The sequence below is a fragment of the Streptomyces sp. NPDC002886 genome, assembly GCF_042888445.1.
Taxonomy (GTDB): domain Bacteria; phylum Actinomycetota; class Actinomycetes; order Streptomycetales; family Streptomycetaceae; genus Streptomyces.
In genome coordinates, this window is sequence record NZ_JBIAPV010000003.1 from 832,200 (window position 1) to 851,784 (window position 19,585).

At 72.9% G+C, this 19,585-nt stretch carries 17 protein-coding genes; 4 read left to right on the top strand and 13 right to left on the bottom strand.

The genetic code is table 11. The features are described from left to right. Positions 1-13: 13 nt before the first annotated feature. Positions 14-1,171: a cystathionine gamma-synthase gene (locus tag ACFYYB_RS16065; protein ID WP_266905149.1), complete on the bottom strand. Its 1,158-nt coding sequence runs from the start codon at positions 1,169-1,171 to the stop codon at positions 14-16. Positions 1,172-1,308: 137 nt separating this feature from the next. On the opposite strand from ACFYYB_RS16065, the gene ACFYYB_RS16070 reads away from it, so the two are divergent. Together ACFYYB_RS16070 and msrA are read left to right on the top strand one after the other, a co-directional pair. Further along, on the top strand, positions 1,309-2,415 hold the full coding sequence (locus tag ACFYYB_RS16070; protein WP_389435840.1) for a hypothetical protein: 1,107 nt from the start codon (positions 1,309-1,311) through the stop codon (positions 2,413-2,415). 121 nt (positions 2,416-2,536) lie between these two features. Then, on the top strand, positions 2,537-3,202 hold the full coding sequence (msrA, locus tag ACFYYB_RS16075) for a peptide-methionine (S)-S-oxide reductase MsrA (RefSeq protein ID WP_327304931.1): 666 nt from the start codon (positions 2,537-2,539) through the stop codon (positions 3,200-3,202). 103 nt (positions 3,203-3,305) lie between these two features. Here the strand turns inward: msrA and ACFYYB_RS16080 are convergent, their stop codons facing one another. Beyond that, positions 3,306-5,498 (bottom strand): sulfatase-like hydrolase/transferase, encoded by a 2,193-nt coding sequence (locus ACFYYB_RS16080; protein WP_389435841.1) that lies wholly within the window; start codon positions 5,496-5,498, stop codon positions 3,306-3,308. Positions 5,499-5,664: 166 nt separating this feature from the next. After that, positions 5,665-6,711, bottom strand: a complete 1,047-nt coding sequence (locus ACFYYB_RS16085) for an NAD(P)-dependent alcohol dehydrogenase (RefSeq protein ID WP_389435842.1) — start codon at positions 6,709-6,711, stop codon at positions 5,665-5,667. Between the two features lie 181 nt (positions 6,712-6,892). Here ACFYYB_RS16085 and ACFYYB_RS16090 point away from each other — a divergent pair, with 181 nt between their 5' ends. Further along, positions 6,893-7,801 (top strand): helix-turn-helix domain-containing protein, encoded by a 909-nt coding sequence (locus ACFYYB_RS16090; protein ID WP_389435843.1) that lies wholly within the window; start codon positions 6,893-6,895, stop codon positions 7,799-7,801. A 14-nt stretch (positions 7,802-7,815) separates the two neighbouring features. Here ACFYYB_RS16090 and ACFYYB_RS16095 read toward each other — a convergent pair whose 3' ends face one another. The 5 genes from ACFYYB_RS16095 to ACFYYB_RS16115 all read right to left on the bottom strand — a co-directional run bounded on the left by ACFYYB_RS16095 (position 7,816) and on the right by ACFYYB_RS16115 (position 12,960). Further along, positions 7,816-8,802, bottom strand: a complete 987-nt coding sequence (locus ACFYYB_RS16095; protein WP_389435844.1) for a GNAT family N-acetyltransferase — start codon at positions 8,800-8,802, stop codon at positions 7,816-7,818. A gap of 52 nt (positions 8,803-8,854) precedes the next feature. Continuing rightward, the gene (locus ACFYYB_RS16100) at positions 8,855-9,532 is read right to left on the bottom strand and encodes an ABC transporter ATP-binding protein (protein ID WP_254382571.1); all 678 of its coding nucleotides are present in this window, start codon (positions 9,530-9,532) and stop codon (positions 8,855-8,857) included. A gap of 78 nt (positions 9,533-9,610) precedes the next feature. After that, positions 9,611-11,083 carry an ABC transporter permease gene (locus ACFYYB_RS16105; RefSeq protein ID WP_389435845.1) on the bottom strand — a complete coding sequence of 491 codons (1,473 nt, stop codon included), beginning with the start codon at positions 11,081-11,083 and terminating at the stop codon, positions 9,611-9,613. Positions 11,084-11,279: 196 nt separating this feature from the next. Next, positions 11,280-12,560: an Ig-like domain-containing protein gene (locus ACFYYB_RS16110; protein ID WP_389435846.1), complete on the bottom strand. Its 1,281-nt coding sequence runs from the start codon at positions 12,558-12,560 to the stop codon at positions 11,280-11,282. A gap of 115 nt (positions 12,561-12,675) precedes the next feature. Further along, positions 12,676-12,960: a hypothetical protein gene (locus tag ACFYYB_RS16115; protein WP_266880772.1), complete on the bottom strand. Its 285-nt coding sequence runs from the start codon at positions 12,958-12,960 to the stop codon at positions 12,676-12,678. A gap of 164 nt (positions 12,961-13,124) precedes the next feature. Between ACFYYB_RS16115 and ACFYYB_RS16120 the strand changes: the two genes are divergently transcribed. Then, on the top strand, positions 13,125-13,415 hold the full coding sequence (locus tag ACFYYB_RS16120; protein ID WP_389435847.1) for a hypothetical protein: 291 nt from the start codon (positions 13,125-13,127) through the stop codon (positions 13,413-13,415). Between the two features lie 78 nt (positions 13,416-13,493). Here the strand turns inward: ACFYYB_RS16120 and hutH are convergent, their stop codons facing one another. The 5 genes from hutH to ACFYYB_RS16145 all read right to left on the bottom strand — a co-directional run bounded on the left by hutH (position 13,494) and on the right by ACFYYB_RS16145 (position 19,554). Further along, positions 13,494-15,035: a histidine ammonia-lyase gene (gene hutH, locus ACFYYB_RS16125; RefSeq protein ID WP_389436219.1), complete on the bottom strand. Its 1,542-nt coding sequence runs from the start codon at positions 15,033-15,035 to the stop codon at positions 13,494-13,496. A gap of 224 nt (positions 15,036-15,259) precedes the next feature. Continuing rightward, a complete protein-coding gene (locus ACFYYB_RS16130; RefSeq protein WP_389435848.1) occupies positions 15,260-16,378 on the bottom strand; it encodes a diguanylate cyclase domain-containing protein in 1,119 nt (372 codons plus the stop codon). A 158-nt stretch (positions 16,379-16,536) separates the two neighbouring features. Continuing rightward, entirely contained in the window at positions 16,537-17,328 is a 792-nt protein-coding gene (locus ACFYYB_RS16135) for an enoyl-CoA hydratase/isomerase family protein (RefSeq protein WP_389435849.1), read from the bottom strand. Between the two features lie 24 nt (positions 17,329-17,352). After that, entirely contained in the window at positions 17,353-18,540 is a 1,188-nt protein-coding gene (locus ACFYYB_RS16140) for an adenylate/guanylate cyclase domain-containing protein (RefSeq protein ID WP_389435850.1), read from the bottom strand. A 135-nt stretch (positions 18,541-18,675) separates the two neighbouring features. Beyond that, entirely contained in the window at positions 18,676-19,554 is an 879-nt protein-coding gene (locus ACFYYB_RS16145; protein ID WP_389435851.1) for a biotin--[acetyl-CoA-carboxylase] ligase, read from the bottom strand. Positions 19,555-19,585: the final 31 nt, after the last annotated feature.

Here is a 19,585-nt window from a genome sequence, read left to right on the forward strand (position 1 = left end):
TGCGGACGGCTGATTAGCCCAGCGCCTGCGCGAGGTCGGCCAGCAGGTCGTCGGCGTTCTCGATGCCGACCGACAGCCGGACCAGGTCGCCGGGGACCTCCAGGGCCGAGCCGGCCACCGAGGCGTGGGTCATGCGGCCCGGGTGCTCGATGAGGGACTCGACGCCGCCGAGGGACTCGCCCAGGGTGAAGATCTTGGTCCGGTCGCAGAGCGCGACGGCCTCCTCCTCGCCACCGGTGACCCGGAAGGAGATCATGCCGCCGAAGTTGCGCATCTGCTTGGCGGCGATCTCGTGGCCCGGGTGTTCGGGCAGGCCCGGGTAGAGGACCGTGTGGACCTTGGGGTGGCGGACCAGCATCTCGGCGATCTTGCCGGCGTTCTCCGCGTGCCGGTCCATGCGGACGGCCAGCGTCTTGATGCCGCGCAGCACCAGCCACGAGTCGAAGGGACCGGCCACCGCGCCCATGGCGTTCTGGTGGTAGGCCAGCTCCTCGCCCAGCGCCGCGTCGGCGGCGACGAGCGCGCCGCCGACGACGTCGGAGTGGCCGCCCATGTACTTGGTCAGCGAGTGCACGACCACGTCCGCGCCGAGCGCGAGGGGCTGCTGCAGGTAAGGGGACGCGAAGGTGTTGTCCACGACCAGCTTGGCGCCGGCCGTCCGCGCGATGTCGGCGACGACGGCGATGTCCGTGATGCCGAGCAGCGGGTTGGAGGGGGTCTCGACCCAGATGACCTTGGTCTTCGGGGTGATCGCCGCGCGCACCGACGCCGGGTCGGAGGTGTCGGCGACCGACCACTCGACGCCCCAGCGGGAGACGACCTTCGCGAAGAGGCGGAAGGTGCCGCCGTACGCGTCGTTCGGGATGACCACGTGGTCGCCCGGGGAGAGCAGCGTACGCAGCAGGCAGTCCTCGGCGGCGAGCCCGGACGCGAAGGCGAGGCCGCGCCGGCCGCCCTCCAGCGCCGCGAGGTTCTCCTCCAGCGCGGTACGGGTCGGATTGCCGCTGCGGCTGTACTCGTACCCGCCGCGCAGTCCGCCGACGCCGTCCTGCTTGTACGTGGACACCTGGTAGATCGGGGGTACGACCGCGCCGGTCAGCGGGTCCGCCGTATTGCCCGCGTGGATGGCGCGGGTCTCGAAGCTCTGGTGCTCGTGGCTGTCGTCGCTCATGAACCCGATGCTATGCCCCGTACCGGCCCTCCGCGGCCCCGCCCCGGGGCTTGCGGGACACCCGCCGGAGCTCCCCCTCCCCGGCTCTCTTTGCCTCCTATTGGCTTATCCACGGGTCGGTCTGGTTCGCTGGGGTCATGGAGATTCTGTGGTTCCTGCTCGCGATGGGTCTGCTCTTCGCCGCCCTCTCACCGATCCTGCGGCGCAGGCGCGGCGGACTGCGCCTGGTCACGCCCGGGAGCCCGGACGCCGCCGACCCCGCGGACTACGGATTCGCCCTCCAGGAGGAGCTCGACATCCGGGTCCCCGGCCCCGACCAGGACCTGATGGACGCCCTCGACCACGTGCGGCGCACCGGCCAGTGGCAGGCCGCCTCCCAGCTGCTGGCCGGCACCCCCCGGGAGGGTGAGGTGCGCTGGCAGCGCGTACAGGCCTTCGCCGGTTCGGCGGCGCTGGAGCTCTCCCAGGAGCCCGGGGCCGGGGCCGCGTGGCTGAAGGCGTGGCGGCTGGAGGCCCCGAAGGACGCGGCCGGTGCGCAGGTGCACGCCGAGCTGCTGGCGCAGCAGATGTGGCGGCGCCCGGAGGGCATGAGCGAGGCCGACGTGCGCATCATCGCGGAGGAGGCCCGGGAGTCCTGCCACAAGGCCGCGCTGCTGGCCCCGGGCGACCCGGTCCCGTACATCATCGAGCTGTCCGTGGCGCGCATGCTGCACTACTCCGAGCCCGAGTACGACGCGCTGTGGGCGAAGATCATCGACCGGGCGCCCCAGCACATGGGCGCGCACCTGGCGGCGCTGAACTACTGGTGCGAGAAGTGGCACGGCTCCCGCGAGAAGGCCGACGCCTTCACCCACCACGCGGCGGCCCGCGCCCCGCAGGGCTCCCTGCTGGCGGCGCTCCCCCTCTTCGCCCTCTACGAGCACATCCCGGACGTCGTCCTGATCCGCAGCTTCCACCAGAGCGCGTCGGTGACCCGGGCGGTGGAGGGAGCGCTGTACGCGGTCCACAGCGCGCGTCCCGACGACCCGATGCTGGCGCACGTACGCCACCTCCTGATCCTCTTCCTGGTCGGCGGCGAACGCTGGGCGGAGGCCATGGACCAGATCCGCCACGTGGACGGCTACGTCGGCGCCCTCCCCTGGTCCGCCGACCCGGACCCGGCCGCCTCGTACGCGATCTACCGCGCCCTGGCGGTGGCCGGCTACGAGGCCAACGGCGGCTCCCCGGCGACGCTGCCGCACTGACGGGCACACGGACACACGGACATGCGGAGACGGCCGCCCCGCCCAGGTGGGCGGGGCGGCCGGAGCGCGGGAATCCCGGCAGGCCGTATGCCGTTACCGGTAGACCACAAGGAGGGAATCCATGTTCTCGTACCGCCGCACGCCCGAGCTCCCCACCCGCGAGGAAGCCCTGACCGGCCGCGCGGAGCCGCTCTTCGGCCTGCCGGCCGCGCACACCGTGCTCGGCAACCCCCTCGCGGGCCCCTACCCCGCCCACCTGGAGGTCGCGGACTTCGGCCTCGGCTGTTTCTGGGGCGCCGAGCGCAAGTTCTGGCAGACCCCGGGGGTGTGGACCACGCTGGCCGGCTACCAGGGCGGCTTCACCGAGAACCCGACCTACGAAGAGGTCTGCTCGGGCGGCACCGGCCACACCGAGGTGGTCCGGGTCGTCTTCGACCCCTCCCTGGTCTCCTACGAGGTCCTGCTGAAGCTGTTCTGGGAGTCCCACGACCCCACCCAGGGCTTCCGCCAGGGCAACGACGTCGGCACCCAGTACCGCTCGGCGGTCTACACCCACTCCCCCGCCGCCCAGGCCACCGCCGAAGCCTCCCGCGAGGCCTACCAGCGCGTCCTGACCGCCTCCGGCCACGGCACGATCACCACGGCCGTGCTGCCCGCGTCGGAGCGTCCCTTCTGGCCCGCCGAGGCGTACCACCAGCAGTACCTGGACAAGAACCCCGGCGGCTACTGCGGCATCGGCGGCACCGGTGTCTCCTGCCCGATCGGCGTGGCCCGCGCCGAGGGCTGACCGGCAGCACGCAGGAGCCCCGGACCCCCGCCGTGCGCGGGGGTCCGGGGCTCCTTCCGTTCCCTGGCGCCCGTCGGACCGGCGCCCGTCAGACCTGCGCCCGTCAGACCACCGTCACCCGGGCCGACGCCCACGAGGTGTGGTCGAAGGCGGAGTTCGCGTTGGCGTCCTCGACCGTCAGGGTGAGGAGCCGGACGCCGCGCACGTCCACGTCGAGCGCCGTCGGTCCCGAGGCGGCGGTCAGGACGCCCGTCGTGGCGAGGATCAGGCCGTCGCCGCGCACCGTCGCGCGGGTGGCCCCGGCCGCCGACTGCTTCTTCGAGAAGTCGTCGATGCCGACCAGGGTCGTGAAGCGGTTCCCGCGGCCGCCCAGGTGGTAGACGATCTCGGACGGGGCGTGCACGCCGAGGCCCTTCGCGTGAGCGACCCCGCCGAAGGCGATCGGGGTGCCGTCGCCCGCCGCCTGCTTGCCGTTCGAGCGGTCGATCTCGACCGGGCCCCAGCCGTTGGACGCGGAGACCCAGGGGAGGTCGCTGAGGTAGCTGTCCCGCGTGGGCGGCGCGGGCAGCGGGGCGTACGGGGCCCGCGCGGTGAAGGCGGAGCCGCCCGCCGTGGCCGACGCGGTGAGGGTGACGGCGGCGGCCCCCTGCGGGGCGGTGAGGGTCCACACCGTGGTCAGGGACTGCCCCGGGCCGAGGGAGGCCGTCGCGGCGGGGCCCGCGGGCGTCGCGGTCCAGCCCGCCGGGACGCTCAGCGACACCCGGGCGTCGGCCCAGGCGCGGGTCGTGCCGTTGGCCAGGGTGGTGGTGAGCGTGCCGGCGGACGGGGAGGCGGTCGTGGTCAGGCCCCAGGGGCGGCGGGTGTACACATCGGCCCAGGAGGAGCGGAGCAGGGCGGTGAGGGAGGCCACCACCGCCGGGTTCGCCGCCGCCACGTCCTGCTTCTCGGCGAGGTCAGCGGTCAGGTCGTAGAGCTCGAACCGCCACTGCGCGTCCGGTACGGTCCGGTCCCGCGCGGGGGCGAACCGTACGGCCTTCCACCGGTCCTTGCGGATGGCCTCCGCCACCTGCTTCGCCCGGCCGCCGTCCTGGGTGTTGGCCCGGCTGGTGACGCCCTGCTCGTCCCGGTACCAGTACAGGTGGTCGTGGACCGGGGCGAGCGCCGGGGCGCCGTTCAGGACGGGGGCCGCCGAGAGCCCGTCGATGTCGGAGGGGGCCGGGGCGCCGCCCGCCAGGTCGGCGAGGGTGGGCAGGAGGTCGTAGAGCGGGGTGGGACGGGCGCTGGTGGTGCCGGGGGCGATCCGGCCCGGGGACCAGGCGACGAGGGGGACGCGGATGCCGCCCTCGTACAGGTTGCGCTTGTAGCCGCGCAGCGGACCGTTGGCGTCGAAGAGGTCCGGGTTGACCCCGCCCTCCTCGTGCGGGCCGTTGTCGGAGGCCACCAGGACGACCGTGCGCTCCGCGACGCCCCGCGCCTTCAGCCGGTCGACGACCGCGCCGACCTGCGCGTCGAGGAGGCTGATCTGCGCCGCGTGCGACTTGTTCGCCTGCGTCCAGGACCGGGAGGCGTAGGCGCTCGCGTCGGGGATCTCGCTCGGGGCGTGCGGGAGGTTCGGGGCGAGGAAGAGCAGGAAGGGGTCGGGGCCGGCGGCGTGGGCGTCGATGAAGCCGAGGGCGCGCGCGGCGATCGCGTCGGGGGCGAAGGTGCCCGTCGGGACGGTCTCCTTGGCGTTGCCGTTCCAGAGGTACGCCGGGTAGTACTCGTGGGCGTGCCCGTGGTCGATGTACCCGTAGAACTCCTCGAAGCCCCGCGCGGACGGGTGGCTCGGCTGGTTCCCGGCCTCCGGTCCGAAGCCCCACTTGCCGAAGAGGCCCGTACGGTACCCGCGTGCCCGGAGCACCTCCGCGAAGGTGGTGTCGCCCGCGCCGAGGCTGCCCTGACCGCCGCTGGAGGGGTTGGCCCGGACGGCGGCGTGGCCGGTGTGCAGGCCGGTCAGCAGCGCGGCGCGGGAGGGGGCGCAGACGGCGGCGGCCGAGTAGGCGTCGGTGAACCGGAGCCCCTCGGCGGCGAGTTGGTCGATGCGCGGGGTCGTGATCAGCTTCTGGCCGTACGCGCCCAGGTCGCCGTAGCCCAGATCGTCGGCCAGGATCACCACGAGGTTCGGCGGCCCCCCGGCCACGGCCCCGGTCCCGGACTCGGCGGCAGCCGCCCGCGCCGGCCGGACCGCCTGCGGGAGCGCCGCGAATCCGGCGGCGGCGGCCGCGGAACCCGCGAGGAAGTGGCGGCGGCTGGACATCTCGAACTCCCCGGTGGCAGAAGGCTGGTGGGAAGATCGTCCGCGCGGACGGCCGCCGACACCATGCACGGGGCATGAAAAGCGTGTGACGGCGGCCCCCGGGGACGCGCACGCGATGAACGTGCGCCCGGGGGCCGCCGTCGGACTCGTTTCAGACGACGACGGCTCAGATGGTCGAGGTGTCGATGACGAAGCGGTAGCGGACGTCGCCCGACTGGACGCGCACGTACGCCTCGTTGACCTCGTCCGCGCGGATCACCTCGATGTCCGAACCGAGCCCGTGCTGCGCGCAGAAGTCGAGCATCTCCTGCGTCTCGGCGATCCCGCCGATCATCGAGCCGGCCAGGGTCTTGCGGCCGCCGATGACGGAGAACAGGTTCAGCGAGACCGGCTCCTCCGGGGCGCCGACGTTGACCAGGGCCCCGTCCACCTTGAGCAGGCCCAGGTAGGCGTCGAGCGCCAGCGGCGCGGAGACCGTGGACACGATCAGGTCGAAGCGGCCGGCCAGCTCCTTGAAGGTGGCCTCGTCGTTCGTGGCGTAGAAGTGATCGGCGCCCAGCTTGAGCCCGTCCTCCTGCTTGCGCAGGGTCTGGGAGAGGACGGTGACCTCGGCGCCGAGCGCGTGGGCGATCTTGACGCCCATGTGGCCGAGACCACCGAGGCCGACGATCGCGACCTGCTTGCCGGGGCCCGCCTGCCAGTGCTTGAGCGGGGAGTAGAGGGTGATGCCGGCGCACAGCAGCGGGGCGGCGATGTCGAGGGGAAGGCCGCCGGGGATGCGGACGGTGTAGTTCTCGTCGACGACCACGTGCGTGGAGTAACCGCCGTACGTGGGCTCGCCGTTCTTGTCGAGGGCGTTGTACGTGCCGGTCATGCCCTTGGCGCAGAACTGCTCCTGGCCCGCGAGGCACTGCTCGCACTCGCGGCAGGAATCGACGAAGCAGCCGACGCCGACCCGGTCGCCGACGGCGAACTTGGTGACCTCGGGGCCGACTTCGGCGACGACACCGGCGATCTCGTGGCCCGGGACCATGGGGTAGATGCCCTCGCCCCAGCCGTCGGTGACCTGGTGGATGTCGGAGTGGCAGATGCCGGCGAACTTGATGTCGATGAGGACGTCGTGCGCACCGACCGGACGGCGCGGGACGGTGATGCGCTCCAGCGGGGCCTTGGGCGCGGGGGCGGCGTAGGCGGCGACCTGGGTGACGGACACGGTGGGACTCCTCGGAAGACTGCTGTGTGCGACGGCCTTGTGTGGCTGCCGCGTGCTCACAGCCTGCACCGTCCCGCTCCGGACACCCATCCCCCTGCCCTGCCTAGGTCTGGCGGACCTACCCTTGGCGGGGTCAGGCTCACGCCCCCGGCCCGCACCCCCGCGCGGGGATACTGAGGTAATGGACCACCTTGATCAGCGAGCCGAACTCGGCGAGTTCCTGCGCTCCCGGCGCGCCCGGCTGCGGCCCGAGGACGTGAGCCTGCCCGACTACGGGCGCCACCGCCGGGTCCCGGGCCTGCGCCGCGAGGAGCTGGCACAGCTGGCCGGGGTGTCGGTCGCGTACTACACGCGTCTCGAGCAGGGCCACGGCCAGAACGTGTCGGCGGAGATCCTCGACGCCATCGCCCAGGCCCTGCGCCTGGACAACACGGAGCGTGCGCACCTGAGCCACCTGGCCGGCCCCAAGCCCCGCAAGCGCCGCCAGGCCCCGCGCCCCCAGCAGGTCCGGCCGCAACTGCGGACACTGCTGGACGCGATGGACGGCGTACCGGCGTACCTGGTCGGGCGGCGTCAGGACGTCATAGGCTGGAACCCGCTGGCCGCGGCCGTCTTCGGCGACTTCGGGGCGCTCCCGGCGCAGGAGCGCAACCTGGTGCGCCTGGTGTTCCTGGACCCGGCGACGGCGGAGCTGTACGCGGACTGGGAATGCCGGGCGTGCGAGGTGGTGAGCAACCTGCGCATGTACGCCGGACAGTTCCCGGACGACGAACGGCTGTCCGCGCTGGTCGGCGAGCTGTCGGTCAAGAACGAGGAGTTCCGGCGGCTGTGGGCGGCCCACACCGTGGCCGACAACAAGACCCACGGCGTCAAGCGGCTGCGCCATCCGCTGGTCGGCGAGCTCGCGCTCTCCTTCGAGACGCTGGCCTTCCCGGACGACCCGGCGCAGTTCCTGGTCACCTACCACGCCGCCCCGGGCTCCCCCTCGGCCGACGCCCTGCGCCTCCTCGCCTCCTGGTCCGCGTCCGCCGCCGCCCCGGAGCGGGAGCGGGACCGCGCCCCGGGCCCCGTCGGGGAATCCGCCCCGTAGGACCGCGCCCCCGGCTACGACTGCAGCCGCAGCTGGAAGTAGCCGACCCCGCGCTCGCGCCGGTACCCCAGGGCCGCGTTGACCGTGAGCATCGGGGTGTTGTCGTCCGCCACCGAGGTGGCGATGGTGCGCAGGTCCGGGTGGCGGGTCGCCGCCTCCGCGAGCATGCGGAGCTTGACCGTGCGGCCGAGGCCGTGGCCCCGGTGGGCGGGGACGACTACGGTGTCGTACTGGAGCGCGCGCGGGCCCGCCGGATCGGGCAGGACCAGTTCCGTGTAGGCCGCCACCTCGCCGTCCGGGGTGACGGCGGCGACCGTGGTCAGGGCACCGCCCCGGTCCAGGATCTTGCGCTGGGCCGCGTGCAGCCGCTCCGGCGTCCAGGTCTGGATCCGCTGGTCCAGCTCCCCCGACGGCGCGTCCTCCATCGCCCCGTGGGCGACGGCCGCGGCCCGCGCCCACGCGTCGGGGACCAGCCCGGGCCAGCAGTGCAGCTCGTAGCCGGGCGGGGTGGGCGCCGCCCCTTCCTTCGCGGCCCGTGCCCCCTGGACCCACCGCGCCTCGTGCACGTCCTGCACGTACCAGGCCATCGACAGGACGTTCTCGAAGCCCACGGACTCGGCGAACGCCTGCCCCGGGCCGCCCAGGTCCACCTCCGTCGCCACCGACGTACGGCCGTCCGCGAGCAGCTCCTCGCGGGCCCGCTCCCACAGGGCCGCGCCCACACCGCGCCGCCGCGCGTCGGGTCGTACGGTCAGCTCGTCCAGGAAAGCGGTGTGGTCGTTGGTGCCGTCGGTGAAGAGGACCAGGGAGGCGACCGCGTCCTCCGTGGCCCAGTACAGCGAGCGTCCCCGCACCGACGGCACCCGCAGCGCTCCGGCCACCTCCGTCCGGGAGGGCGGCGGAGTCCCCGGCAGGTCGGCCGTCCTGGCTGCCGCCAGGACGGCCCACCAGTGGTCGATCTCGGTGTCGGTCGGGGGCACGGAGAGTGCGGTGATCGTCATGCTCCGGACCCTAAACCGGCTCCGGACCCCACACCGGAGGGTAGCGGCGCGCTCAGGCGTTTTCGGTGACGGTCACCTTGCCGCGCCGGATCGTCGCCACCCGCGGGGCCCGCTTCGCGAGCGCGCTGTCGTGGGTGACCATGACGAAGGTCAGGCCGTGCTCCTTCCAGAGCCCTTCCAGCAGCTCCATGACCTCGTCGCGCATGGACTCGTCGAGGTTGCCGGTCGGCTCGTCGGCCAGCAGCACCTTGGGCCGCTTCACCAGCGCCCGCGCGATGGCCACGCGCTGCTGCTGGCCGCCGGACATCTCCCCGGGCAGGTGCCCCATCCGCTCGCCGAGGCCCACGGAGTCCAGCGCCTCGGCGGCCCGGTCGCGCCGCTCGCGGGCCTTGAGGCCGAGCGGGACGAGGGCCGTTTCGACGTTCTCCTGCGCGGTGAGCGTGGGGATCAGGTTGAAGGACTGGAACACGAAGCCGATGTTCTCGGCACGGAACCGGGTGAGGCGGGATTCGGAGACGGTGGCGAGGTCGAGTCCGTCGAGGACGATCTGTCCCGCCGTCGGGCGGTCCAGGGCGCCGAGCATCTGGAGCAGGGTGGACTTGCCTCCGCCGGTGGGGCCCTGGATGACGAGCCGGCCACCGTCCTCGATGGTCAGGTCCACGCCGGCGAGCGCGTCGATGGATTCCTTGCCGCGCCGGTAGCGCTTGGTGACACCGGTGAGTTGGTACATCTCTGGTTCGTTCCCTCGGGTTGCGGGGCGGTGGTACGAGCGGGGGGAGGCGGGTGACGGCTGCCGGCCGGGCGGCGGCTATTCGACGCGGCGCAGGGCGTCCGCCGGCCGCAGCCGGGAGGCGCGCCAGCCGCCGAAGCCTCCCGCGATCAGTCCGCCCGCGACCGCGAGCGCGACCGCCAGGCCGATGGTGGAGAGCGAGACGGGCGCGGTGAGCGCGATGTCGAAGGCCTTGCCGGCGCCCTGCTGCGCGGAGCGCATCATCCCGCCGCCCGGGCCCTGGAGCCGGTCGGCGCCGCCGGCTAGCTGCGCCGTCAGCTGCGGGCTGATCGCGGTGATGGCGTACGCGGCTCCGAGCCCGAGGCCGATGCCGAGGACGCCGCCGATGAGCCCGTTGACCAGGGCCTCGCCCGCGACCTGCCCCGTGACGCGGCCGCTCTTCCAGCCGAGCGCCTTGAGCGTGCCGAACTCGCGGACGCGCCGGGACACGGCCGAGGAGGTCAGCAGGCCGGCGACGAGGAAGGCGGCGAGCAGGACCGCGTACGAGAGCCAGGTGCCGACGGTGGAGGCGAGGGAGGAGGCGGTGGAGAGCGAACCGGAGACGGTGTCGGCCAGGTCGGCCGAGGTGGTGACGGTGGTGTCCGGGACGTTCTTCTGGATGGCCTGCTTGACCGAGCCGATCGCCTGGGAGTCCTTCGCCTGCACGTAGACCGTGGTGATCTTGCCGGGGGTTCCGGCGAGGGTCTGGGCCTGCTTGAGCGGGAGGTAGACGTTGGCTGCCGCGTCGCCGCTGTCGGCGGTGGCGATCCCGATCACCTTGAACTTGACGCCCTTGACGGCGACTTCGGATCCGACGGCGAGCTTGTTCTTCGTGGCGTGGGCGCTGTCGACGACGGCGACGGCCGCGTCGCTTTCACCGGCCGCGAAGGTGCGGCCCGAGGTGATCTTGGAGGTGGTGAGCGGGCCCAGCTCGGGGTGGGCGACGTCCGCGCCGTAGACGGAGAAGGAGTTGACGTCGAAGTCGGCACCGCCGCCCTCGACCGTACCGCCCTGGCCGCCGCCCGTGGCGCCCGGCTTGGCGGCGGCTCCGCCGCCCGACTGCCCCTCCGCGCGCTTGAACTCCCCACGTTTGAACTGCCCGTTGACCTTCATCACCTGGAGGCTGAGGCCGCCGACGGCCCGCGCGACCCCGCTCTGGCCGGACACCTTCTCCACGGTGGTGGCGTCGAGGGTCTGGAAGCCCTGGGGCATCACGAGGTCGCTGCTCTGCTCGGCCCCGGCGTTCGCGTCGTCCTCGCCCTTCGCGTCGAACCTGAACCGGGGGCGGGCCGCGGCGTCGCCCTCGGCGGGCGGGGTCTGGGCCTTGGTGACGGTCATGTCCGTGCCGAGGCCGTAGAGCGACTGGAGGACCTTGTCCTGGGCCCGCGTCATGCCCGCCGAGACGGAGGTGACGACGATGACGAGGGCGATGCCCAGGGCGAGCCCGGAGGCGACGACGAGCGCCGCCTTCCTGCGGCGGCGCAGCTCGCGCCGGAGGTAGGTGAAGAACATGCGGCCGAAGCTAGGCAGCACCGGTGACGGCCGGATAAGCCGTCCATAAGAGTCGGATGAGAACGCGAACTCACAGGTCGCGCACAGGATCACCCGTACAAGCGCCTACGAACGGACGGACGGCGGGGAGCCCCCTGGCCGGGGCTCCCCGCCGTCCGTCTGCGCTTCGTCGGGGTGCGGTTGTGGTGTCGGCGGCTCAGACGGCCGAGCCGGCCTTCCAGTCCGCCCAGTTCATGTTCCAGCCGTTGAGGCCGTTGTCCGGCTTGATCGTCTTGTCCGGGGAGTTGACGACCGTGACGACGTCTCCGATGAGGGAGTTGTCGTAGAACCAGGCCGCGGGCTGGTTCGGGTCGTTCGCGCCCTTGGCGTCGTTCAGGCCGACGCAGCCGTGGCTGGTGTTGGCGCTGCCGAAGACCGAGTCCGGGCCCCAGTAGTTGCCGTGCACGAAGGTGCCGGAGTTCGACAGGCGCATCGCGTGCGGCACGTCCTTGATGTCGTACTCGCCCTTGCCGTCGTCGTCCGTGAAGCCGACGGTGGCGCCGTTCATCCGGGTCTCCTTGAACTTCTCGGAGATCACCATCTGACCGTTGTAGGTCGGGTTCTCCGGGGAGCCCGCCGAGATCGGGATGGTCTTGAGGACCGCGCCGTCACGGGTGACCGTCATCTTCTTGCTCTTCGCGTCGACCGTGGAGACCTGGCTCCGGCCGATCTTGAAGGTGACGGTCTTGCTCTGCACGCCCTGGATGCCCGGGCCGCCCTGGACCCCGTCCAGCGCCAGCTTCAGGGTGACGGTGGAACCCGCCTGCCAGTACTTCTCGGGGCGGAAGTCCAGCCGCTGCGTGCTGAACCAGTGGCCCACGACCTCCTGGCCGCTGCTGGAGGTGACCGTGATGCCCGCCTGGACGGCCTTCTTGTCCTTGATGGACTTGTCGAAGGTGATCGAGACCGGCATGCCCACGCCGACGGTCTGACCCGCGTCCGGGATGAAGGACCCCACGAAGCTGTTCTGCGGGGAGATGGTGGTGAAGGAGGCGTTCTCGTGCGCCTCGCGGCCCGCCTCGTCCTTCGCGGTCGCCGACAGCGCGTACTTCGTGGAGCGCTTCAGCGCGCCGTCCGGCTTCCAGCTCTTCCCGTCGGCGGCTATCTTGCCCGGCACCTTCGTGCCCTCGGAGCTCTTCAGCTCGACCGCGGTGAGCGTGCCCTCGGTCACGGCCACCGTGGCCGCGTCGTTCAGGCCGACGTTGGCGGCGCCGTCCTTGGGCGTGATGGCTATCTTGGCCTGGGAGGCGTCCTTGGCCGCGGCCGCGTCCACGTCCGCCTGGGATTTGGCCGACGCCTCTCCGCTGGCCTTCGGCGTCTGCGCCTTGCCGTCGTCGCCGCCGCATCCCGCGAGCACCAGTACGCCGCCGAGTACGGCGGATATGGCCACCAGGGACCTTCTCCGCCGCATGCTGTCCGTCCTCACACGCCACTCCATCGTTGCCGGAACCCCGAACTCCCCGGGCAGGGGGCATGACCCCCTGCCTCATCCTGACAACGCATTACACCCCGAGGTGCCGCCCCATTCCGTTCGAATGTGGTCAACCCCACCGTCAGGCGTTGTCAGTCTCTTCGTCGAGCTCCCCATCTTCCTCGTCGAGGTCCCACTCCATGGACTCGGGGTCGTATTCCACCGGCTCGCTGCTCCAGGAGGCCTGCGCGAGCTCCACTCCGGGGATGTCCGCGACCAGGTCAGTGGGGTCCACCAGGTAGGCCAGGGCCTCCGACTCGTCCTCCCGGACGGCCGCCTCGGCGTGGCCGCGCTCCTCGTCCGGCATGAACTCGTCGGCCTTGATGTGCGCGAGAGCGGCGCCGGTGAGGGCGTCGACGTCCGGCACTTCAAGTACCAAATCAACACGAAGGCGGACGAAGCGTGAGTTCTCAGAAGGGTTCATACGACGGAGAGTAATCCCGCGGCAGCCCCGACTTTCCCACGACCCGCCCCTTTCCGTAGCATCACCGCACGGGGCCAATTCGCTGCTGCCACAAGGGGGATCGCACCGTGTCCGCACGTCGATCAACACTCACCGCTCTCGGAGCGACCACCCTCCTCGCCATCCTGTGGTTCGTCCCCTCGGCCAACGCCACCGCGCCCGGCCACGAGAAGGCCGCCTCCGGCGCGCCCGCCGCCGCGAACACGGAGGTCCAGGCCGCCTCCGCGCCCGAGCCCGCCCTCGCGCTCGCCGACACGGGCGGCGTGGACACCACGCCCTACCTGCTCGGCGGCACGCTCTGCCTGGGCGCCGGAGCCGGCTTCGTGGCCTTCTCCGTACGCCGCTCGCACACGGCGTAACGGCCCGCATACACGCAGAAGGGTGCGGCCCCGGGATCCCCCGGTGCCGCACCCTTCCTCGTGCTCGAACCAATTCCCTCAGGCGAGGGGGCCGGTCACGGACTCGACGGCGTCCACGAGTCCACCGGAACGAACAAAGGCGTCCGCGGCGGCCAGGTCCGGCGCCAGGAACCGGTCCGGCCCGGGACCCTCCACGCCCGCCGCCCGCGCCGCCGCGATGGCGGCCTGGCTGGCCGGCGCCGGGGTCAGCCCGTGGCGCAGCTCGATGGCGCGGGTGGCCGCGTACATCTCGATGGCGATGATCCGGGTGAGGTTGTCGACGGCGGTACGGAGCTTGCGCGCGGCCGACCAGCCCATCGAGACGTGGTCCTCCTGCATGGCGGAGGAGGGGATCGAGTCCGCGGAGGCCGGGACCGCGAGCCGCTTCATCTCGCTCACCAGCGCGGCCTGCGTGTACTGGGCGATCATGAGCCCGGAGTCCACGCCGGCGTCGTCCGCGAGGAACGGCGGCAGGCCGTGGCTGCGGTTCTTGTCGAGCAGCCGGTCGGTGCGGCGCTCGGCGATCGACCCGAGGTCCGCGGCGGCGATGGCGAGGAAGTCGAGCACGTACGCGACCGGGGCTCCGTGGAAGTTCCCGTTGGACTCCACGCGCCCGTCGGGCAGCACGACCGGGTTGTCGACGGCGGCGGCCAGCTCGCGGGAGGCGACGAGAGCGGCGTGCGCCATGGTGTCGCGGCCCGCGCCGGCGACCTGCGGGGCGCAGCGCACGGAGTAGGCGTCCTGCACGCGCGGGGCGGTCTCCTCCTGGTAGTGCCGGACGAGCCCGGAACCCTTCAGGACGGCGGCCATGTTCGCGGCGGCGGCACCCTGACCGGGGTGCGGGCGGATGGCGTGCAGCTCGGGCTGGAGCACCTTCTCGGTGCCGAGCAGCGCCTCCAGCGTCAGCGCGGCGGTGATGTCGGCGGCGGTGTACAGCCTGCCGAGGTCGGCGAGGGCCATGACCAGCATGCCGAGCATGCCGTCGGTGCCGTTGAGGAGGGCGAGGCCTTCCTTCTCGCGGAGCTCGACGGGGGTGATCCCGGCCTCGGCGAGCAGCTCCCCGGCGGGCCGCACGACTCCGTCGGGGCCTTCCGCGTCGCCCTCGCCCATCAGCGCGAGCGCGCAGTGCGAGAGCGGGGCGAGGTCTCCCGAGCAGCCCAGCGAGCCGTACTCGTGCACGACGGGGGTGATCCCGGCGTTGAGCACGTCGGCCATCGTCTGCGCGACGGACGGCCGGACGCCGGTGTGCCCGGAGCAGACGGTCTTCAGCCGCAGGAACATCAGCGCCCGCACGACCTCGCGCTCCACGCGCGGGCCCATGCCGGCGGCGTGCGAACGGACGATGTTGCGCTGGAGCTGCGCGCGCAGCTCGGGGCTGATGTGCCGGGAGGCGAGCGCCCCGAACCCGGTGGACACCCCGTAGACGGGCTCGGGCTTCGCGGCGAGCGCGTCCACGATCTCGCGGGCCGCGGCGAGCGCGGCGAGCGCCTCACCGGAAAGCTCCACGCGGGCGTTGCCGCGGGCGACGGCGATCACGTCTTCGGCGGTGGTCCCGGACGTTCCCACCACGACAGTGTGCATATCCATATTCAGCAGCGTACGGACTGAATCCCTCCATGTCACTCCTTCTTGACGCGCTGCTCGCACGGCTCGGCCCTGGCGGGCCTCCCCGGCTTCGCCGCGCTGCGCCGGACTCCGTCCGGCGGGGGCCGGTGGGCGTGCCCGCCACGGCCGGCCGGCGCGGGGGCCGGTGGACGGGTGCGGGTGAGTCGGCCCGGCGGGGGCCGGGCCGCGGGCCGGCTTCGCTACGCCCGCCCCCGGAAGCGGCGTCGCTCGCCCGGCCCCCCGGGCTCCGCGTCGGCGAGCCGGACCACCGCGGTGTCCCGCCCCGCGACCACCGGCTTCGCCGACCGCGCCGCCTTCGCCTTGTACTGCGCCGCGTCCGCCAGCCGGAACAGCCGCCGGGAGGATTTCACCGGCCCGATCGGGTCCCCCGTGGAGGCGACCCCGCAGGCGACCCCCTCCCCGAGCTCCAGCTCGGCGGCCCGCAGGCACACCTCCTCGGTGACCCGTACCACCTCGTCCGCCGAAGGCCCCACGCTGACCAGGCAGAACTCGTCCCCGCCCAGCCGCGCGACCAGCGCTCCCGGCAGCATCGCCCCGCACAGGCTGAGCACCGAGCCGAACCGTTCCAGCAGCCGGTCCCCCATCGCGTGCCCGAGGGTGTCGTTGACCTTCTTGAGGCCGTTCAGGTCGCAGACGACCAGGCTCACCACCACCGCGGCACCGCTCCGCCGGTGCTCCTCCAGCGCCTCGTCGAGCCGCATGTCCACGGCCCGCCGGTTGGCCAGCCCGGTCAGCGGGTCGGTGAACGCGAGCCGTCGGGCCTCCTCCAGCCGGTCGCTCTGCGCCAGCCCCGCCGCGATCACCGCCGCGAGGACCTCTCCGAACTCCGCGTCGTCCTCGTCGAAGTCCGCCATGCCCTCGTCCCGGGCCACGTACAGCTCGCCCCAGGCCCGCCCGCTCAGCACGATCGGGGCCACCACGCACGTACCGCGCCCGCGCCGCCGCAGCACGTCGCCCCGGCGTCCCGGCCGGTCGCCGACCGCGCTGTCCACCCAGGCGTGGGGTCCGCTCCCACCGACCCAGCGCTCGTGCAGGAACTCGGTGATCTCGGGGAAATCGTGGACGGGGTACGACTCGTCCTCGGGGAACTCCTCCTCCCCGTCCCGGCGCTCCCCCTCGTTCACGAGCACCCGCAGGCGCCCCCGCTCCCGCTCCCACGCGGAGATCGCGGCGAACGAGCCGTCCATCGCCAGCCTGGCCCCGCGCGCGGCCGCCCGCACGCTGTCCCGCGGCGCACACGCGGCGGCCATGGCCTGCGCGAGGCCCACAACGGCTCGAAGCCGCCCGTCAACACCCATCACCCCAGGTTAGGGAGTTTTGTCCGATTTAGTGATAATTGGCGCGACATTCGGTGGTATCAAGATCACACCGGGTCACGAAGCAGGGCGCGGATCCGAGGGTGCGGATCCGAGGGTGCGGATCCGAGGGTGCGGATCCGAGGGTGCGGATCCAGCCCTCACACCCCGGGCCACTCCGGCTTCCGCTTCTCGTTGAACGCCGCCACGCCCTCGGCCCGGTCCCCGGAGAAGGCCACCGTCCGCCACGCCGCGTCCTCGATCTCCAGCCCGGCCACCAGGTCCATGCCGTGCCCGAGCCGCAGCGCCCGCTTCGCGGCCCGCAGCCCGACCGGGGAGTTCGCGGCCATCGCCGCCGCCATCGCGAGGGCGGCCTCGCGGTCCGTCCCCGCCGGCACCACCGAGTCCACCAGGCCCAGGGCCAGCGCCTCCGCGGCCTCCACCCGCCGCGCGGTGAAGATCAGCTCCGCGGCCCGCGCCGCCCCTACGCGCCGCGGCAGCAGCTGGGTACCGCCGCCGCCCGGGATCACCCCGACCGACACCTCGGGCAGCCCGACGACGGCCGTCTCGTCGGCCACGATGACATCGCAGGCGAGGGCCAGCTCGAAGCCGCCGCCCAGCGCGAATCCGTGCACCGCCGCGATCACCGGCATCGGGAGCTCCAGCACTCCCCCGTACGCGCCCCGCGTGGTCGGCCGCTGGCGCAGCAGCTCGGCGTCCGAGAAGGAGTTGCGCTCCTTGAGGTCCGCCCCCACACAGAACGCCCTCTCGGCGGCCGAGGAGAGCACCACGACCCGCACCGACGGGTCCGCGCCCAGCTCCGCGCACGCGGAGCCGATGCTCCGAGCCATCTCGGTGGACACGGCGTTCATCGCCTTGGGCCGGTCCAGAACCAGCTCGGCGACCCCGCCCTCATGCCTTCGCGTAGTGACAAATGCCGAAGATTCGGACACAGGGACCCTCCCGGTTAACGAACGTTATCCGGGGATCTTAGGGCTCCGGCGCGTCAGCGACCAGGGCTCCACCACGCCGAGGCCGCGCACCGGGCGCTGGAACATCGGCTGGAGCGCGAAGCGGTAGGTGCCGCCGCCCTCCTCGTTCTCCGCTTCCTTCTCCGAGACCGGCGCCGCGCCCGTGCGGCCCAGTTCCTGGGCCATCGCGCCGTCCACCAGGACCGCGTCCTTGGGGGCTATGGACGTCAGCCGCGAGGCCAGGTTCACCGTGGTCCCGAAGACGTCGCCCATCCGCGTGGTCACCGTTCCGAAGGCGATGCCCACGCGCAGCTCCGGCATCTGCGGGTCGGCTTCCATCGTCTCGATCAGCCGCAGGGCGATCTCCGCCGCCGTCGCCGCGTCGTCGGCGCAGTACAGCACCTCGTCGCCGAGCGTCTTGATCAGCCGGCCGCCGTGCGCCGCCACCAGGTCCGCGGAGGTCGTCTCGAAGGACTCGACCAGCTCGCCGAGCTCCTCCTCCTCCAGCCGCCGCGTCAGGCGCGTGAAGCCCACCAGGTCCGCGAAGCCCACCGCGAGGCGCCGGTCGACCATCTCCTCGTCGTCCGCCACCTGCACGACCCGCCCGGTCGCGGCCGCGAGCTGGCGCCGCCACACGTAGACGAGGAACTCCTCCAGCTCCGGCAGCAGCAGCTCGACCAGCGGGTACGTGACCTCCGTCCGGGTCATCCCCGGCTCCGGCGGCTCCGTCAGGCCCTCCAGGAAGGAGTCGATCTGCCACTCGGCGAGCCGGGCCGTGGTCTGCCCGGTGGACCGGGCCACCTGGACCGCCATCGGCTCGCTCAGCAGCCCGGCCTCGACGAGGCCGGCGAGCCGGCGCAGCGCCAGTACGTCGGCCTCCGTCAGGGCCCTGGCCTGGCCGATGTCCGCGAAGCCCATGGCCCGCCAGAAGCGGGAGGCGAGCTCCATCGAGACCCCGGCGCTGCGGGCCGCCTGGAAGGGCGTGTACCGGCGCTCGGCGCCCAGGATCAGCTGCTCCAGGCGGATGGCGAGCGGGTCGGCCGTCGGCTGCGCCGTGTGGTCGACCTCGTGGTGGGGAGTGTGCTGCTCGCGCCCGATGGGGGTGGCGTGGACTCCGGAACCACCGGGGCCGCCGGAGCCGCCCGTCGCCGCTCCGGGGGCGGGCGCGCTGGACCGAGGGTCGTCGACGGTCAAGGGCCGCCTCCTGTCCATTCCGTGCGCACTGCCGAACCGGGTGATCACCGCGAGGACCGGGATCGCCTAAACCATACGGCAGGTGTGCCGTAGCTCACTCCCCTACTCCGTCACCCGGGGCGGTCCCCCCGCGGGCTACCGCACGGACCGCAGATGGACGACGTCCCCTGCCCCCACGGCCTCGTGCCGGTCCTCCGCGGTCCGTACGACGAGCCGTCCGTCGGTGTCCACCGCTTCGGCCGTCCCGGTGAGCGTGCGCCCGCCCGGCAGCTCGGCCCGCACGTGCTTGCCGAGGGTCGCGCAGCCCGCCGCGTACGTCTCCTGCAGACCGCTGGCCGCCGGATCGCCGCCGGCCGCGCGCCAGTTTCCGTACCACTGCTCCAGCGAGCGCAGTACGGCCTTGAGCAGCGGGTCCCGGTCGGTGACGGTGGCCTTGGCCAGGAGCAGCGACCCGGCGGTGTCCACCGGGAGCTCGGCGTCGGTCAGCGTCACGTTGAGCCCGATCCCGAGGACGACCCCGTCGCCCACGCGCTCGGCGAGGATCCCGCCGGCCTTGCGCTCCTCACCGTCGACGGTGACCAGGAGGTCGTTGGGCCACTTGAGTGCGGTGTCCACGCCGGCGGCGCGCGAGAGCCCGGTGGCCGTGGCCACCCCGGCCAGCAGCGTCAGCCAGCCCCACCGCTCCTGCGGTACCGAGGGCCCGGGCTTCAGGAGTACGGAGAAGAACAGCCCGGACCGCGCGGGCGCGACCCAGCTCCGGTCGAGCCTGCCGCGCCCGGCGGTCTGCTCCTCGGCGACGAGCACGGCCCCCTCGGGCAGCTTCGCGGCCCGGGAGGCGAGATCGCTGTTGGTGGACCCGGTGGAGCCCACCACCTCCAGCGAGCTCCACAGCCCCTCACCGGTCACGAGGGCCCGCTGCAGCGCGGCTACGTTCAACGGCGGCCGGTCCAGACTCGACCAACGGCCCGCGGAAGCTCCGTTCGAAGCCCCGCCTGATGCATCTGATGGCGTCATGCAAGCCAGATTAGGTGTGTCAAACGCCGCA

Bases quoted from the DNA above. Each gene is read 5' to 3' on its own strand.
- ACFYYB_RS16090 (WP_389435843.1), top strand. From the start codon at position 6,893: ATGGACCACCTTGATCAGCGAGCCGAACTCGGCGAGTTCCTGCGCTCC.
- ACFYYB_RS16080 (WP_389435841.1), bottom strand. From the start codon at position 5,498: ATGTCCAGCCGCCGCCACTTCCTCGCGGGTTCCGCGGCCGCCGCCGCC.
- ACFYYB_RS16130 (WP_389435848.1), bottom strand. From the start codon at position 16,378: ATGGGTGTTGACGGGCGGCTTCGAGCCGTTGTGGGCCTCGCGCAGGCC.
- ACFYYB_RS16105 (WP_389435845.1), bottom strand. From the start codon at position 11,083: ATGTTCTTCACCTACCTCCGGCGCGAGCTGCGCCGCCGCAGGAAGGCG.
- ACFYYB_RS16065 (WP_266905149.1), bottom strand. From the start codon at position 1,171: ATGAGCGACGACAGCCACGAGCACCAGAGCTTCGAGACCCGCGCCATC.
- ACFYYB_RS16070 (WP_389435840.1), top strand. From the start codon at position 1,309: ATGGAGATTCTGTGGTTCCTGCTCGCGATGGGTCTGCTCTTCGCCGCC.
- msrA (WP_327304931.1), top strand. From the start codon at position 2,537: ATGTTCTCGTACCGCCGCACGCCCGAGCTCCCCACCCGCGAGGAAGCC.
- ACFYYB_RS16095 (WP_389435844.1), bottom strand. From the start codon at position 8,802: ATGACGATCACCGCACTCTCCGTGCCCCCGACCGACACCGAGATCGAC.
- ACFYYB_RS16110 (WP_389435846.1), bottom strand. From the start codon at position 12,560: ATGGAGTGGCGTGTGAGGACGGACAGCATGCGGCGGAGAAGGTCCCTG.
- ACFYYB_RS16145 (WP_389435851.1), bottom strand. From the start codon at position 19,554: ATGACGCCATCAGATGCATCAGGCGGGGCTTCGAACGGAGCTTCCGCG.
- hutH (WP_389436219.1), bottom strand. From the start codon at position 15,035: ATGCACACTGTCGTGGTGGGAACGTCCGGGACCACCGCCGAAGACGTG.
- ACFYYB_RS16100 (WP_254382571.1), bottom strand. From the start codon at position 9,532: ATGTACCAACTCACCGGTGTCACCAAGCGCTACCGGCGCGGCAAGGAA.